15 protein-coding genes are annotated in these 14,149 nt (G+C 51.3%); 6 read left to right on the top strand and 9 right to left on the bottom strand.

Features of this window, described 5'->3' with window-relative positions; genetic code table 11:
• The first annotated feature begins 155 nt into the window (after positions 1–155).
• Entirely contained in the window at positions 156–1,817 is a 1,662-nt protein-coding gene (dpiB, locus tag HV477_RS05760) for a sensor histidine kinase DpiB (RefSeq protein WP_023205726.1), read from the top strand.
• A complete protein-coding gene (dpiA, locus tag HV477_RS05755; protein WP_000138779.1) occupies positions 1,786–2,466 on the top strand; it encodes a two-component response regulator DpiA in 681 nt (226 codons plus the stop codon). Before dpiB ends, dpiA begins: the two co-directional genes overlap by 32 nt.
• Before the next feature lie 53 nt (positions 2,467–2,519).
• On the opposite strand, the gene dcuC is transcribed toward dpiA, so the two are convergent.
• Complete coding sequence (dcuC, locus tag HV477_RS05750) at positions 2,520–3,905, bottom strand: anaerobic C4-dicarboxylate transporter DcuC (RefSeq protein ID WP_000958619.1); 1,386 nt, start codon at positions 3,903–3,905, stop codon at positions 2,520–2,522.
• Between the two features lie 378 nt (positions 3,906–4,283).
• On the opposite strand from dcuC, the gene pagP reads away from it, so the two are divergent.
• A complete protein-coding gene (pagP, locus tag HV477_RS05745; protein ID WP_001623090.1) occupies positions 4,284–4,856 on the top strand; it encodes a lipid IV(A) palmitoyltransferase PagP in 573 nt (190 codons plus the stop codon).
• Between the two features lie 187 nt (positions 4,857–5,043).
• Positions 5,044–5,253: a transcription antiterminator/RNA stability regulator CspE gene (gene cspE, locus HV477_RS05740; RefSeq protein ID WP_000034826.1), complete on the top strand. Its 210-nt coding sequence runs from the start codon at positions 5,044–5,046 to the stop codon at positions 5,251–5,253.
• 57 nt (positions 5,254–5,310) lie between these two features.
• On the opposite strand, the gene crcB is transcribed toward cspE, so the two are convergent.
• Positions 5,311–5,694, bottom strand: coding sequence for a fluoride efflux transporter CrcB (gene crcB / locus HV477_RS05735; protein WP_000939753.1), 384 nt, complete (start codon positions 5,692–5,694; stop codon positions 5,311–5,313).
• 90 nt (positions 5,695–5,784) lie between these two features.
• On the opposite strand from crcB, the gene HV477_RS05730 reads away from it, so the two are divergent.
• Both HV477_RS05730 and tatE read left to right on the top strand, forming a co-directional pair.
• Positions 5,785–6,573 (top strand): deaminated glutathione amidase, encoded by a 789-nt coding sequence (locus HV477_RS05730; RefSeq protein ID WP_000495794.1) that lies wholly within the window; start codon positions 5,785–5,787, stop codon positions 6,571–6,573.
• Positions 6,574–6,701: 128 nt separating this feature from the next.
• Positions 6,702–6,905, top strand: a complete 204-nt coding sequence (gene tatE / locus HV477_RS05725) for a twin-arginine translocase subunit TatE (RefSeq protein ID WP_000503938.1) — start codon at positions 6,702–6,704, stop codon at positions 6,903–6,905.
• Between the two features lie 85 nt (positions 6,906–6,990).
• Here tatE and lipA read toward each other — a convergent pair whose 3' ends face one another.
• The 7 genes from lipA to mrdB form a co-directional block, all read right to left on the bottom strand.
• Entirely contained in the window at positions 6,991–7,956 is a 966-nt protein-coding gene (lipA, locus tag HV477_RS05720; protein ID WP_000042640.1) for a lipoyl synthase, read from the bottom strand.
• 205 nt (positions 7,957–8,161) lie between these two features.
• Complete coding sequence (locus HV477_RS05715; protein ID WP_001282817.1) at positions 8,162–9,115, bottom strand: YbeF family transcriptional regulator; 954 nt, start codon at positions 9,113–9,115, stop codon at positions 8,162–8,164.
• Between the two features lie 301 nt (positions 9,116–9,416).
• Positions 9,417–10,058, bottom strand: a complete 642-nt coding sequence (gene lipB, locus HV477_RS05710) for a lipoyl(octanoyl) transferase LipB (protein WP_000284016.1) — start codon at positions 10,056–10,058, stop codon at positions 9,417–9,419.
• Between the two features lie 99 nt (positions 10,059–10,157).
• Entirely contained in the window at positions 10,158–10,421 is a 264-nt protein-coding gene (gene ybeD / locus HV477_RS05705; protein ID WP_000850547.1) for a DUF493 family protein YbeD, read from the bottom strand.
• Positions 10,422–10,528: 107 nt separating this feature from the next.
• A complete protein-coding gene (gene dacA, locus HV477_RS05700; protein ID WP_000858711.1) occupies positions 10,529–11,740 on the bottom strand; it encodes a D-alanyl-D-alanine carboxypeptidase DacA in 1,212 nt (403 codons plus the stop codon).
• A gap of 139 nt (positions 11,741–11,879) precedes the next feature.
• Entirely contained in the window at positions 11,880–13,025 is a 1,146-nt protein-coding gene (rlpA, locus tag HV477_RS05695) for an endolytic peptidoglycan transglycosylase RlpA (RefSeq protein ID WP_001231295.1), read from the bottom strand.
• A 10-nt stretch (positions 13,026–13,035) separates the two neighbouring features.
• Positions 13,036–14,148, bottom strand: coding sequence for a peptidoglycan glycosyltransferase MrdB (mrdB, locus tag HV477_RS05690; protein WP_000131713.1), 1,113 nt, complete (start codon positions 14,146–14,148; stop codon positions 13,036–13,038).
• Position 14,149 lies beyond the last annotated feature (1 nt).

The raw sequence follows: 14,149 nt of genomic DNA, 5'->3' as shown, positions 1-14,149 counted from the left end.
TTAATTTAATCGCCATTCCGGCAGTGGGTTTTAGTTGTTTAATTGATTTAATGTGGGGAATCTGTAACGATTGGTTTTTATATGCTTCAAGATGCTGAAAACATTTTTATTACATTTGCGATAAATCTGAAGAGAAATGCCCATAAGGAACCTTAATGTCCTATCAGAAAAATAAAAAGCTGTTTCCTTTTTTTCGGCAACTCGCGTTTCCGTTACGTATTTTTCTGCTCATTCTGGTGGTTTCTGTTTTCATCGTGGCAGCGTTAGCACAATATTTGTCTGCCAGTTTCGAAGATTATCTGGCGTCCCATGTTCGTGATATGGCGATGAATCAGGCAAAAATTATTGCTTCTAACGACAGCATTATCGCTGCCGTAAAAAACCGGGACTATAAACGCCTGGCGATAATTGCGAATAAACTGCAGCGCGGGACGGATTTTGACTATGTGGTGATAGGCGATCGCCACTCGATCCGGCTTTACCATCCGAATCCGGAAAAAATCGGCTATCCCATGCAATTTACGAAACCCGGCGCGCTGGAAAGAGGAGAAAGTTATTTCATTACCGGTAAGGGCTCAATAGGGATGGCGATGCGCGCCAAAACGCCTATCTTTGACAACGAAGGCAACGTGATCGGCGTTGTTTCAATTGGCTATCTGGTCAGTAAAATCGACTCCTGGCGGCTGGACTTCTTATTACCGATGGCGGGGGTTTTTGTCCTGTTGCTGGTGGTATTAATGCTGCTTTCCTGGTTTTTCGCCGCGCATATCCGCCGACAAATGCTGGGCATGGAGCCGAAACAGATTGCGCGTGTGGTACGCCAGCAGGAGGCGTTATTTAGCTCGGTTTATGAAGGGCTGATCGCCGTTGATCCGGAGGGACATATCACCGCGATTAACCGCAATGCGAGAAAAATGTTGGGGCTACCGTCGCCGGGGCGTCAGTGGCTGGGCAAGCTGATAGCGGAAGTCGTCAATCCGGCAGACTTTTTTACCTGCCAGATCGCAGAAAGACGCCAGGACGTGATGGCCAACTTCAATGGCCTGAGCGTCATCGCCAATCGTGAGGCTATCCGTTCCGGCGAGGAGCTGCTGGGCGCTATTATTAGTTTTCGCAGCAAAGATGAAATCGCGACGTTGAACGCGCAGCTAACCCAGATTAAACAGTATGTTGAGAGCCTGCGCACGCTACGCCATGAGCACCTGAACTGGATGTCGACTCTGAACGGCCTGCTGCAAATGAAAGAGTATGATCGGGTCAGAGAGATGGTGCAGGGTGAGTCGCAGGCGCAGCAGCAACTTATTGATAGTTTACGCGGCGCCTTCGCCGATCGTCAGGTGGCCGGTTTGCTGTTTGGCAAAGTTCAGCGCGCGCGTGAACTGGGGCTCAAGATGGTGATTGTTCCCGGCAGCCAGCTACATCAACTGCCGGAGGGGCTGGATAGCACGGAGTTCGCCGCCATCGTCGGGAATCTGCTGGATAACGCGTTTGAGGCGAGTTTGCGTACACAGGAAGGCGACAAGACCATCGAACTTTTCCTGAGCGACGAGGGCGACGAGGTGGTAATAGAGGTCGCCGACCAGGGCTGCGGCGTTCCTGAAGCGCTGCGGGAAAAAATTTTTGAACAGGGCGTAAGTACCCGAACCGACGAACCCGGTGAGCATGGTATCGGGTTATATCTGATTGCAAGTTATGTGGGGCGCTGTGGCGGGGTCATTACGCTGGAAGACAATGATCCTTGTGGCACCTTATTTTCTTTATTCCTTCCGAAAGTGAAAAAAAACGATGACAGAACCATTAACCCTATTGATCGTTGAGGATGAAACGCTGCTGGCGGAAATGCACGCAGAATATATCCGCCATATTCCTGGCTTTAAGCAGATATGGCTGGCGGGCAATCTGGCGCAGGCGAGAATGATGATTGACCGGTTCAAACCTGGATTAATTCTGTTGGATAATTATCTGCCGGATGGGAAGGGGATTACGCTGCTGCATGAATTAATGCAGTCGCGCTATCCCGGCGGCGTCGTGTTTACGACCGCCGCCAGTGACATGGAGACGGTAGCGGAAGCGGTACGTAGCGGCGCGTTTGATTATCTGGTCAAACCTATTGCTTATGAGCGTTTGGGGCAGACGCTGACCCGCTATCAACAGCGCAGACGTATGCTGGCGAGCGCGGATAGCGCAAGCCAGAAGCAGATAGATGAAATGTTCAACGCCTATGCGCGCGGCGAACCGAAAGGGGATTTGCCGACAGGTATTGATGCCTTAACCCTTAATGCGGTGATGAAGCTGTTTGCCGATCCAACCGTACGCCATACGGCTGAAACGGTCGCGCAGGCCTTAACGATAAGCCGCACCACATCCCGACGCTACCTGGAATATTGCGCGAGTCGGCACCTGATTGTCGCAGAGATTATTCATGGCAAAGTGGGCAGGCCGCAGCGTATTTACCACGGCGGCTAAGCCTGGTTTAAGATGCCGGGGCGATGTTTTCCCTCGCCCCGGCTTATCGGCTATCAGCCGCCAGTAACGGCGGAAGAGGCGCCTGGCACCATAATTTCCGTGGCGATAATGACGATCAACAGACCGACGATGACCGGAACGGACGTGCGCTTCACCACTTCAAACGGTGATATTTTAGCCATCCCGGCGACAGCGACCACGACGCCGGAGACCGGCGAAATCGTGCGCCCCAGGTTTGAGGCTTGCAGCATTGGGATGGATAAATAGGCTGGGTTGATGCCGGAGGAGTGCGCCAGTTTAGGGATCATCTCAACAAAGGCGTAAAAAGGCGCATTGCCTGAACCGGTGGTCATCGCGGCCAGCATGGTTAAAATCACTAATACCAGCATCAGAATAATGCTGGCGGAGCCAAAAGAAGTGGCAATCGAGATTAAACTTTGGATAAAGCCAATGGTGCTCAGCCCCTGGGCGAAAACGCCCGCCGCGACCAGCAGCATCACGACACCGGCAAACGCATCCGCCATGCCGCGATAAGCCACTTCCAGGCCGGAAAACACATTTTGCGTGTTGAAGCCGCGCACGAATTCCAGCACGGCGGCCAGCAGCATACAGATCACCAGAATGGTAATAATGTGCAACTGCGGCCCCCATTTACCGTCAAAAATCAGTACGCCGATAATGGGCGTGAACGGCAAAAGGGCATAAAACGCCGGGGCCGTGGTGGTAATCTCCGCCACGTCCAGCATCTCATGTGAAATGTTCTCTTTTTTATCCAGATAGCGTTGCCAGAAAAAGTGCGCAATCGCCATACCGATAATGGCGGCGATGGAAATCGGCAGCGTGGTTTTGAACGCGAAATCGATTAACGGCATCTCCGCCGCTTTTGCGGCTAAAACCACATCGCCAGACGTTGGCGAGAGGATGATGGCGGCCGGAGAGGCGCAAATAGCCGCCGCCGCGCCGCGGCTAATGCCGACGTTGACCATCACCGGGAAGAGAGTAGCCATGAGCAGTACGCCAAGCCCCGTCGCGGAAGAGACGGCCAGCGACATCAGGCAGGCGACAAAATAGGCGGCAATCATCAACAGGTAGGGCGAGTTTATGTACTGTAAAGGTTTCGACGCCAGCTTCACGACCATATCATTCGCGCCGATATGCGTCATATAGGCGGCAAAGCCGCACAGCATCATGATCATCATGCCAAGATCGCCGCCGCGACTCATAAGCAAAATTTTGATGTATTCAACAATATCTGTTGCGGTATAGCCGGTACTGGTTTCGCTGGCAGGTAATACCTTATGCCCCATCAGCGCGCTGATAATAAGCAGAACCAGACCGCCGACAAATAAAACGCCAGTGGCGGAATATCCCTTAATGATGTAGCGTGCTACACCCACAATAACGACGACTCCGATAAGGAGCTCTATAACTGTTAGCATTGTTTCCCCTGTCTTATCGACACCCAGAGTAAAAATAAGAACCACAAAAGTGGTATAAAAATGTACCGAATAAAGGATGGCGCCTTACTGATTAAAATCACGGCGCGGTTATTTTTTCATGTCATCGCTAAAGATGAAATATGCTTATACGAATTTTCTGTAGCGCTATAAGTATTAATTTATTGTTATTTTATTGTTTTATTTGTTGTGCTTTGTTTTGTGTTTTTTGTGAAAGCTTATTAAGGAGCGCGCGACGGTTCTGAGTGCTAAATCAAACGCCGTTAACCCGATACTCTCTCAGATTATTCTCTGTTTATAGTTTGTTAAGATTTTATTCAGGTTAATGTTGTTATTATCACAGTCGAATTTTTGAACGGTATGGCTGTTGTGATGATTATCAGAAAGTATTTTCTTATTATTGCTCTCCTTGTTATGCCATGGCTGGCTATTCCTTCAGTCTCTGCGGCGGATAAAGGGTGGTTTAACACGTTTACCGATAACGTCGCAGAAACGTGGCGACAGCCTGAGCATTATGATTTGTATGTCCCCGCCATTACCTGGCATGCGCGCTTTGCCTACGATAAAGAGAAAACGGATCGCTATAACGAACGGCCGTGGGGCGTTGGTTTTGGTCAGTCGCGCTGGGACGATAAAGGCAACTGGCATGGCCTCTATATGATGGCCTTTAAAGATTCATTTAACAAATGGGAACCCATAGGCGGTTATGGCTGGGAAAAAACCTGGCGACCGCTGGAAGACGATAATTTTCGTCTGGGACTGGGCTTTACCGCAGGCGTTACCGCGCGCGACAACTGGAATTATATTCCCATCCCTGTGCTGTTGCCTTTAGCGTCGATAGGCTATGGTCCCGCTACCTTTCAGATGACCTACATTCCGGGTTCGTATAACAACGGAAACGTCTATTTTGCCTGGATGCGTTTCCAGTTTTGACGGAGAAGGGCATTGTCCTGTTGTGAATTAAAAAGCCTTAAAAAACAATAAGTAGATAGGGTTAGCTAAAAATTAACGCGATATTTATCACTTTTTCGCAAAGTTCGACTGGACAAAATGCATCACAATTGTTGTACTGGTATCCGACACAGCATTTGTGTCTATTTTTCATGTAAAGGTAATTTTGATGTCTAAGATTAAAGGTAACGTTAAGTGGTTTAATGAATCCAAAGGATTCGGTTTCATTACTCCGGAAGATGGCAGCAAAGACGTGTTCGTACACTTCTCTGCAATCCAGACCAATGGTTTTAAAACTCTGGCTGAAGGTCAGCGCGTAGAGTTCGAAATCACTAACGGTGCCAAAGGCCCTTCCGCTGCAAACGTAACTGCTCTGTAAGCATACGTCCGACAGCAAGATTTCAAAACCCGCCCTTTCGGCGGGTTTTTTTTGCGCTTAACGCGCCGCTGCGGCAGAAAATAGCCAGAATGCCAGCGCCGTCATGGCAAACGAACCCAACAGGTTAATCAGCACATTCAGCAGCGCCCAGCCAAAGCGCCCCTCTTGCAGCAAGAATACCACTTCAGCAGAAAAAGTAGAAAAGGTCGTCAGGCCGCCGCAAAAGCCGGTCGTAATGAGCACTTTCCACATCGGATCGATATGTGTCATGCGGTTAAACCAGGCGAACCCCATGCCGATAATAAACGCGCCAAGCAAATTTGCTGTTAGCGTACCGATGGGAATCGCCTGATGAAGCGGATTAAAACGCATACTGAGCATCCACCGGGCTACGCTCCCCGTTCCACCACCAATAAAAACTGCTAAAAGAAGCTGTAACACTGCCGAATCCTTTATTTAATTGCTATACAAGAGGAGTGTAACGCCGAACACGCATAATTGGCGAGTCCTGACGGAGGTGTGGGAGGGGATATGTTCGTTGCAGCCGGGCAGTTTGTGGTGAGTTCTGTATGGGAAAAGAATGCGCAAGTTTGCGTTTCGTTAATGGCTCAGGCGGCGGGCCGCGGCGTATCGCTTCTGGTGCTGCCTGAGGGGATATTAGCGCGAGATGACATCGACCTTGACCTGCCGATTCGCGCCGCGCAGCCGCTGGATGGCGCGTTTATGACGCGGCTTCAGGAAGAAAGCGCTCATAATAATATGACGACGATATTCACTGTCCTTGTCCCGTCAACGCCCGGACGGGCGGTTAATATGCTGGTGGCGCTACGGGCAGGTCACATTGTCGCACGTTACGCGAAGCTGCATCTCTATGATGCGTTTTCGATGCAAGAATCCCAAAGTATTGATGCCGGAACCGCTATCGCGCCTGTGCTGGACGTGGAGGGGGTTAAGGTGGGGCTTATGACCTGTTATGACCTGCGCTTTCCGGACATGGCGCTAGCGCTGGCTTTACAGGGGGCTGACGTACTGGCGCTGCCGACGGGCTGGGTTCGCGGCCCGTTGAAAGAGCAGCAGTGGTCGACGCTGCTGGCGGCGAGAGCGCTGGATACCACCTGCTATATGATTGCGGCCGGGGAGTGTGGTAATCGTAATATTGGTCAAAGTCGTATTATCGATCCGTTGGGGGTAACGATAGCCGCGGCAGCCGATCGTCCGGCGCTGATCGTCGCGGAAATATTCAGAGAACGAATAGATCAGGTGCGGGAGCAACTTCCTCTTTTGCAGCAACGACGATTTGCGCCACCGCAATTATTATGATGTTTTTTTACGCAAAGCTTGATTCACCTTGTTACAGATTGCTATTGTGTGCGCGCGTCGAAAGACCGTTAATATTCTCAGGTTAATCCGGCGCGTTACGCAGCCTGTTTTTAGTGAAGAAGGTATCTATGGGTGAGATTAGTATTACCAAACTGCTGGTGGTTGCCGCACTGGTTGTTCTGCTGTTTGGTACCAAGAAGTTACGTACGCTGGGCGGAGACCTGGGCACGGCGATTAAAGGATTCAAGAAAGCAATGAACGATGAAGACGCGGGCGTTAAGAAAGACGTCGACGGTAGCGTTCAGGCTGAAAAACTCTCGCACAAAGAGTAATAGCGCGATGCGCTTGCTCCGCAGAGTAAAAAAACCGGCAAGTTGCCGGTTTTTTTTGCCTGAAATGTAAGCGTCTATTACACGATCATTTCACTTCCATGCCTTTGGCCTGGAGATCAGCATGGTACGAAGAACGTACAAAGGGGCCACAGGCGGCATGGGTAAAGCCCATCGCCAGAGCTTCCGCTTTCATCTCGTCAAACTCTTCCGGGCTGACATAACGCTGTACCGGCAGGTGATGGCGGCTTGGCTGTAGATACTGACCAAGCGTCAGCATGGTAACGCCGTGACGGCGTAAGTCGCGCATAACCTCAATGATTTCCGCATTGGTTTCGCCTAAGCCCACCATCAGACCCGATTTTGTCGGAATTTCCGGGTGTGCTTCTTTGAAGCGTTCCAGTAATTTCAGCGACCAGTTGTAATCGGCGCCCGGACGAACCTGGCGGTAAATACGCGGCACGTTTTCCAGGTTGTGGTTAAACACATCCGGCGGCGTCGCGTTAAGGATATCCAGCGCGCGATCCATACGTCCACGGAAGTCTGGCACCAGCGTCTCTATTTTTATCTCCGGGCTTTTGGCACGGATGGCGGTGATGCAGTCAGCAAAATGCTGGGCGCCGCCGTCACGCAGATCGTCACGGTCGACAGAGGTGATGACCACATAGCGTAGCGCCATGTCGGCGATCGTTTGCGCCAGTTTCTGCGGCTCTTCCGCATCCGGCGCAACGGGGCGGCCATGGGCGACATCACAGAACGGACAGCGGCGAGTGCAAATGGCGCCAAGGATCATAAACGTAGCGGTACCGTGGTTGAAACATTCAGCCAGGTTTGGGCAAGACGCTTCCTCGCAGACAGAATGCAGGCCATTTTTGCGCATTGCGGCTTTGATGCCTTGGATACGGGTAGAATCCGCCGGAAGTTTTATTTTCATCCATTCCGGTTTACGTAGTAGAGCGTCGCGCTCTGTGACCACATTTTTAACCGGGATAAGAGCCATCTTATCGGCATCGCGGTATTTTACACCGCGTTCCATCACAATGGGTTTACTCATAGCGTGCGTGTTCCAGTTGCGAATAACGAAGGAAAGCGTTTCAATTCAAGGGAAAGTTGTATTTATCAACTATTTTTGAATTTGTGACACGCAGTATATCATTGATAAGGGCCATAAAGCAGCCTGACAGCCCGGCAAAATGTAAAATAGTTGTTGTTTTGTGCTGTTTGCCCATATCTTCCGTGACCTGGATGCAACATTTTTGTCAGAACGCCTCACGAATGATATCAATGACGTTCTCCAGCACCGGATCGCGCAGACTCAGTTTATTGTAATGCAGCGAGAACTCGACCTGTTCACTATTCACCGGCGCGTAGGGAAGGCGCTCAAGCGGCCAGCAGCGGCTAAATAAGTCGTAGAAGCGGGTGGGCATCAGTCCCAGCAGATCGCTGCTGGCGATCAGCGAGGCAATGGTAAAAATATTGTAGCTGCTAAAACTGATTTGCTGATCGGGAAATGTCTCCTGCAGTCGCTGGCGCAGCAGGGAAAGATGTTGTCCCTCCAGCATCAGAAAGGTGTGATCCGCGCTGTTCAGTCTCTCTTCAGTAATGGCGTTCGCCAGACACGGGTGATGCTGGCGGCAGACAATCTCAAGCGTATCGCTAAACAGGACGTGATGCTGGATGCTCCGGTTGTTATAGCTATGGGTATTGATAATGAGATCGGTCTGAAACTGACTAAGCTGGCTTTCGGCATCGTCTACCGGAATGTTGCGCAGCAAAAGCTGAGGATAACGCGGCCTGATGGCCTGGTAAATAATCGGCATCACTAGCGCGCCGACCGAAGGCGTCGTGCCAATCGTAATGGTGCGTTGCTTATCATAGCTGCCCGTAAGATCCAGGGCGCCAAGAATAGATTCCAGCCCCTGGCTGATGTATTCGTGCAGATGCGTAGCATACGTCGTGGGCGTTACGCCCTGGCCTTTGCGAATAAACAGCGGATCGGGAAATATAGTCCGTAATTTTTGAATGGACTGGCTGATGGCTGACGGCGTTAGGTTAAGAATTTTCGCTGCATTGACGATCCCTTTATGGACATATACGGCCTCGAAAATCGTCAACAGATTGAGGTCAATATTTCTCAGTGTTCTGAAAATTTGCGGTTTGTCTTGTAGGTGTTGATCGGCCGGTTGTCTTTCTGCCTGATTATTATCACTCACGCTCTGGCTCCGAATTCATTCGTATTATGAATAATAGATGAAATAGTATATTTTGCATTTATGAATTGGTTTTAAAATTACTCTTATGAATGTATTTTTAGTCATTTCAATAAGATAAGTAACAGCAGGGCCGGGATTTTGGTCACGGAAAATTCCTCATCATGAGGACTGAAGAGGCCATGCCGCCTGGCGGCTACAGCAGGGATATAACGAAAATATAGAAAGCGGGGGGAGAAGTAAAGCATTCAAATCATATATGATTAATGACCCATAAATTTCTTGGGCCATTATATTTTACGCATTAAGCAGCAATATATTCATACGGTGGATTATTTAGCAGAGCTAAAATATTCGCCAGCAAGCGGGGCGCAATATTATCCGTGGTAGCGTCTTCCTTCCACTGCGTTATTTTGGCCATTTCCATGCCGGCATAACCACACGGGTTGATACGTAGGAAAGGAGAAAGATCCATGTTAACGTTTAGCGCTAAACCGTGGAATGAGCAGCCGCGACGGATACGTAAACCCAGCGAGCAGATTTTCTTTTCACCCACATAGACGCCCGGCGCATCGGCGCGCGGATGCGCCTCAATACCCATTTCAGCCAGCGTATTCACCACGGTCTGTTCAAGTAGGGTGACTAAATCACGCACGCCCAGTTTACGTCGTTTCAGGTTAAGTAAAACGTACATTACCTGTTGGCCCGGACCATGATAGGTCACCTGTCCTCCACGATCGCTCTGCACAACGGGAATATCGCCAGGCATCAATATATGTTCCGCTTTACCGGCCTGGCCCTGGGTAAACACCGGGTAATGCTCAACCAACCAGATTTCATCATGGCTGTTTTCATCGCGCATATCGGTAAAGTTATGCATGGCCTGAGAGATAGCTTCATAGGGCTGAAGGCCGAGCTGGCGGACAAGGATTTTATCCTGATACAAAACGGCATCTCCGTAGAGAATGAAAAAAGAGAGGAAAGTATATCACAGCGGGGGAGGCGGGGAGTTACCCGGATAACACCGGGTAACCGTCTGGATGTATTACAATACCATTCGCACGATATCAATATTGCCCAGTTCTTCGTACAGCGTTTCAACCTGTTCAATATGGGTGGCATTAATGGTGATAGAGACTGAGTGGTAGTTGCCTTTGCTGCTCGGTTTTACCGTCGGAGAGTAATCACCAGGCGCATGGCGCTGTACCACTTCAACCACCTGATCAACCAGCTCAGGTAACGCCTGCCCCATTACTTTGTAAGTAAATGGCGTAGGGAATTCAAGCAGTTCGTTAAGTTTGGTTTTCATGTCAGCTCCGGCATTACGTAAAAAAATAACAACTCCCGCCACAGGGCGGGAGTTTTACTGATGCATAGTATATGGGGACGAAAATCACACTTTCAAGCGTTCAATTTTTATCCAAACCAGTGATGGAACATTAATTTAATGTAATCAATGATTTTACCGAAGAAGTTCCCTTCCGGGATCTCTTGCAGTACGACCAGCGGACGCTGCTCGATGGTTTTACCGTCCAGCTGGAAGTTGATAGTGCCAACCACCTGGTTTTTCTGCAGCGGCGCGTGCAGTTCTGCGGTATTCAGTACATAGCTCGCTTTCAAATCTTTCATGCGACCGCGAGGGATCGTCAGGTAAACGTCTTTATCAACGCCCAGCGAGGCGCGATCGGTATTACCAAACCAGGCGGGTTCAGAGGCGAACTCTTTACCAGCCTTCAGCGGATTAACGGTTTCAAAGAAACGGAAGCCCCACGTCAGCAGTTTTTTGCTTTCTGTTTCACGGCCTTTATAGGTCCGTCCGCCCATCACGGCGGAAATCAATCGCATCTGACCTTCGGTTGCGGAAGCGACCAGATTATAGCCCGCTTTGCTGGTATGGCCGGTTTTGATGCCGTCCACATTCAGGCTGTTATCCCACAGCAGACCGTTACGGTTTAACTGGCGAATGCCGTTAAAGGTGAACTCTTTTTCTTTATAAACGGCATATTCGTTAGGCACATCGCGAATTAACGCCTGACCAATCAGCGCCATATCGCGAGCTGAACTGTATTGTCCGTCGGCGTCCAGGCCGTGTACGGTCTGGAAGTGGGTATTTTTCAGCCCTAACGCGTTCACATAGCTGTTCATCAGCCCGACGAAAGCATCCTGGCTACCGGCGGCGAAATCAGCCATCGCCACACAGGCGTCATTACCGGATTGCAGATTGATGCCGCGTATCAACTGAGAGACGGGTACCTGCATTCCCGGTTTGAGGAACATCAGCGAGGAACCTTTAAATACTGGATTGCCGGTGGCCCAGGCGTCATTACCGACGGTAACCAGGTCGGTTTCTTTAAATTTACCCGCTTTCATTGCCTGTCCGATGACGTAACTGGTCATCATCTTCGTCAGACTAGCCGGGTCGCGACGTTCGTCGGCGTTTTGTTCCGCCAGAACTTTGCCGGAGTTGTAGTCGATCAGGATGTAGGATTCCGCATCGATCTGCGGAACGCCCGGGATCATAGTTTTGATATTCAGGTCATCGGCATGTGCGGTTGAGATAAACGCGGCACAAAGCGCCGTGGTGAGCGCCATGCGCTGCATAAAACGAGCGGAAAAAGTGGTCTTCATGGTCTGAACTACGACGTCCGTGATGAAATTAAAAAAAGAGCCCTACTATAGCAAAAGCATAACTGGCAGGCATCTGACTTTCCGCGTGACTTTGTTAATGTCATTTACAGAAATTGACAGTACAGATACCTGCGATCGGTTACTGCGCGCTGGCGATAAAGGACTGTAATTGTGCTTCTGTTTGCAAACGTTGCTGTAACGCGCTGGCTTCGGCTTTACTGGCAAAAGGCCCCAGTTGAATACGCCAGACCGCGCCGTTTTGTATTACGCGTCCTGGTACGCTGAACTGCTGGCTTAAACGCTGTTGGTACTGCTGCGCACGCGTTTGATCGCTGACGGCGCCGACCTGGACGACGAAACGACCGCTCGCCGCGGCGGCTGGCGCACTCACCGGGGCAGATACCGGGGCCGCGGCAGCAGGCGCGCTTACCGGCGTCGCAGTCGCTGGAGCCGTCGCTGGAGCCGCCACCGGCGCGGAAACCGGCGCTGGCTGTGGTGCCGGCGTCGGTTCATTACCCTCCAGCACGCCAGGCGCCAGCGTGGTCGGCGCGCCGAGGAAGCCGCTGCTGCTCACCGGCGCACCGGTGGTATCGTCACTTTTCAACGTGGAATTACTGACCGGAAGCACGTCGCCTTGCGGTTGCGCAGGCGCTGAAGAGGCGCTTCCCATGCCGCCGCTTAAATCAGGGCGCGGGGGCAGAGCGTAGGTCTGTTTCGCCACCGTCGTACAGGCCATCCCCGGGCCGGAGAGCGAACCATCCGGCGCCACGATAATGGGGTCAATCCGTACTTTAGTATTATTCGAGGTATTCAGACGATCCGCCGCCGCGCGGGACAGGGAGATGACCCGATCGGTGCCATAGGGGCCGCGATCGTTAATACGCACGACGATCATGCGACCGTTGGCCAGGTTGGTGATTCGCGCATAGCTGGGGATAGGCAGTGTCGGATGGGCGGCGGTAAGCTGCATCGGATCGAACATCTCCCCGGAGGCGGTTAAATTACTGCCGGGTTCCGCATCATAAATAGCGGCCAGGCCAGCCTGGCTAAAGCGGGACGGGTCCTGAACGATTTTATAACTTTTACCGTCACGCTGATAATCCTGGTTTGCGGTCGGATTCAGAGGTTCATAACGCGGTTCCGCTCCGCTGATTTCCACAGTCGGACCATTACATACCGCAGGTTGCGGCGCGACGGTGGTTTGCTGCTGACCGCCGTCATTAGTACATGCCGCGAGTAGTACTATCCCTGCCGCGACGCAGATTACAGGCAACTGCTTACGCATTGCGCACCCCTTATACGCTTTTCGACAACATTTTTCTGTGGGTGTGGATCGACATCACAATCCCGAACCCGGCCATCAGCACAATCAGTGCGGAGCCCCCGTAGCTGACCAGGGGTAAAGGTACTCCAACCACAGGCAGAATACCGCTCACCATACCAATATTTACGAAGACATAAACGAATAATATTAACATTAATCCGCCAGCCATCACGCGACCAAATGTAGTTTGCGCTCTGGCGGCAATCCACAAACCGCGCATTATTAGCAAAATATAGAGCGCGAGCAGAATCAGGATGCCCACCAGACCGAGCTCTTCCGCCAGTACCGCGAAGATAAAGTCGGTATGGCGTTCGGGTAAAAACTCCAGCTGCGACTGGGTGCCGTGGAGCCAGCCTTTACCGCGCAGGCCGCCTGAGCCAATGGCGATTTTAGACTGAATAATATGATAGCCCGCGCCCAGCGGATCGGTCTCCGGATCAAGGAGCATCATGACGCGCTGGCGTTGGTAATCGTGCATCAGGAAAAACCACAAAATAGGAATAAATGCAGCGATCAATACAATGGCGACCCCAATTAAGCGCCAGCTCAGACCAGACAAAAATAGGACAAAGAGACCGGAAAGGGCGACCAGAATAGACGTCCCCAGGTCCGGCTGGGCGGCGACCAGCAGGGTAGGCATAAAGATTAATACCAGAGCGATGGCGGTATTTTTCAGCGAGGGCGGGCAGACGTCACGGTTAATAAAGCGGGCGACCATCAGCGGCACGGCGATTTTGGCTATTTCCGAAGGCTGAAAGCGAACGATGCCCAGATCGAGCCAGCGCTGCGCGCCTTTGGATATTGCGCCGAAGGCATCAACGGCGACCAGCAAAATGATACAAATGATATAGAGATAGGGCGCCCAGCCTTCATACACGCGCGGCGGGATCTGCGCCATCACCACCATGACCACCAGCCCCATCGCAATCTGACCGATTTTACGCTCCATCATGCCGATGTCCTGGCCGCTGGCGCTCCAGATGACCAACGCGCTGTAAACCAGTAACGCCAGCAGAATGAGTAGCATCGTGGGATCGATATGAATTTTATCCCAGAAGGTTTTTTTGTTCGGATTATCCGTCATG

The sequence above is a fragment of the Salmonella sp. SG203 genome (assembly GCF_013350575.1).
Lineage (GTDB): Bacteria > Pseudomonadota > Gammaproteobacteria > Enterobacterales > Enterobacteriaceae > Salmonella > Salmonella enterica.
This window is presented reverse-complemented; position numbering and strand designations above follow the sequence as displayed.

What these genes read in the sequence shown, in the direction of transcription:
- dpiB (WP_023205726.1), top strand. Translation starts at nt 156, where the DNA reads ATGTCCTATCAGAAAAATAAAAAGCTGTTTCCTTTTTTTCGGCAACTC.
- dpiA (WP_000138779.1), top strand. Translation starts at nt 1,786, where the DNA reads ATGACAGAACCATTAACCCTATTGATCGTTGAGGATGAAACGCTGCTG.
- dcuC (WP_000958619.1), bottom strand. Translation starts at nt 3,905, where the DNA reads ATGCTAACAGTTATAGAGCTCCTTATCGGAGTCGTCGTTATTGTGGGT.
- pagP (WP_001623090.1), top strand. Translation starts at nt 4,284, where the DNA reads ATGGCTGTTGTGATGATTATCAGAAAGTATTTTCTTATTATTGCTCTC.
- cspE (WP_000034826.1), top strand. Translation starts at nt 5,044, where the DNA reads ATGTCTAAGATTAAAGGTAACGTTAAGTGGTTTAATGAATCCAAAGGA.
- HV477_RS05730 (WP_000495794.1), top strand. Translation starts at nt 5,785, where the DNA reads ATGTTCGTTGCAGCCGGGCAGTTTGTGGTGAGTTCTGTATGGGAAAAG.
- tatE (WP_000503938.1), top strand. Translation starts at nt 6,702, where the DNA reads ATGGGTGAGATTAGTATTACCAAACTGCTGGTGGTTGCCGCACTGGTT.
- lipA (WP_000042640.1), bottom strand. Translation starts at nt 7,956, where the DNA reads ATGAGTAAACCCATTGTGATGGAACGCGGTGTAAAATACCGCGATGCC.
- ybeD (WP_000850547.1), bottom strand. Translation starts at nt 10,421, where the DNA reads ATGAAAACCAAACTTAACGAACTGCTTGAATTCCCTACGCCATTTACT.
- dacA (WP_000858711.1), bottom strand. Translation starts at nt 11,740, where the DNA reads ATGAAGACCACTTTTTCCGCTCGTTTTATGCAGCGCATGGCGCTCACC.
- rlpA (WP_001231295.1), bottom strand. Translation starts at nt 13,025, where the DNA reads ATGCGTAAGCAGTTGCCTGTAATCTGCGTCGCGGCAGGGATAGTACTA.
- mrdB (WP_000131713.1), bottom strand. Translation starts at nt 14,148, where the DNA reads ATGACGGATAATCCGAACAAAAAAACCTTCTGGGATAAAATTCATATC.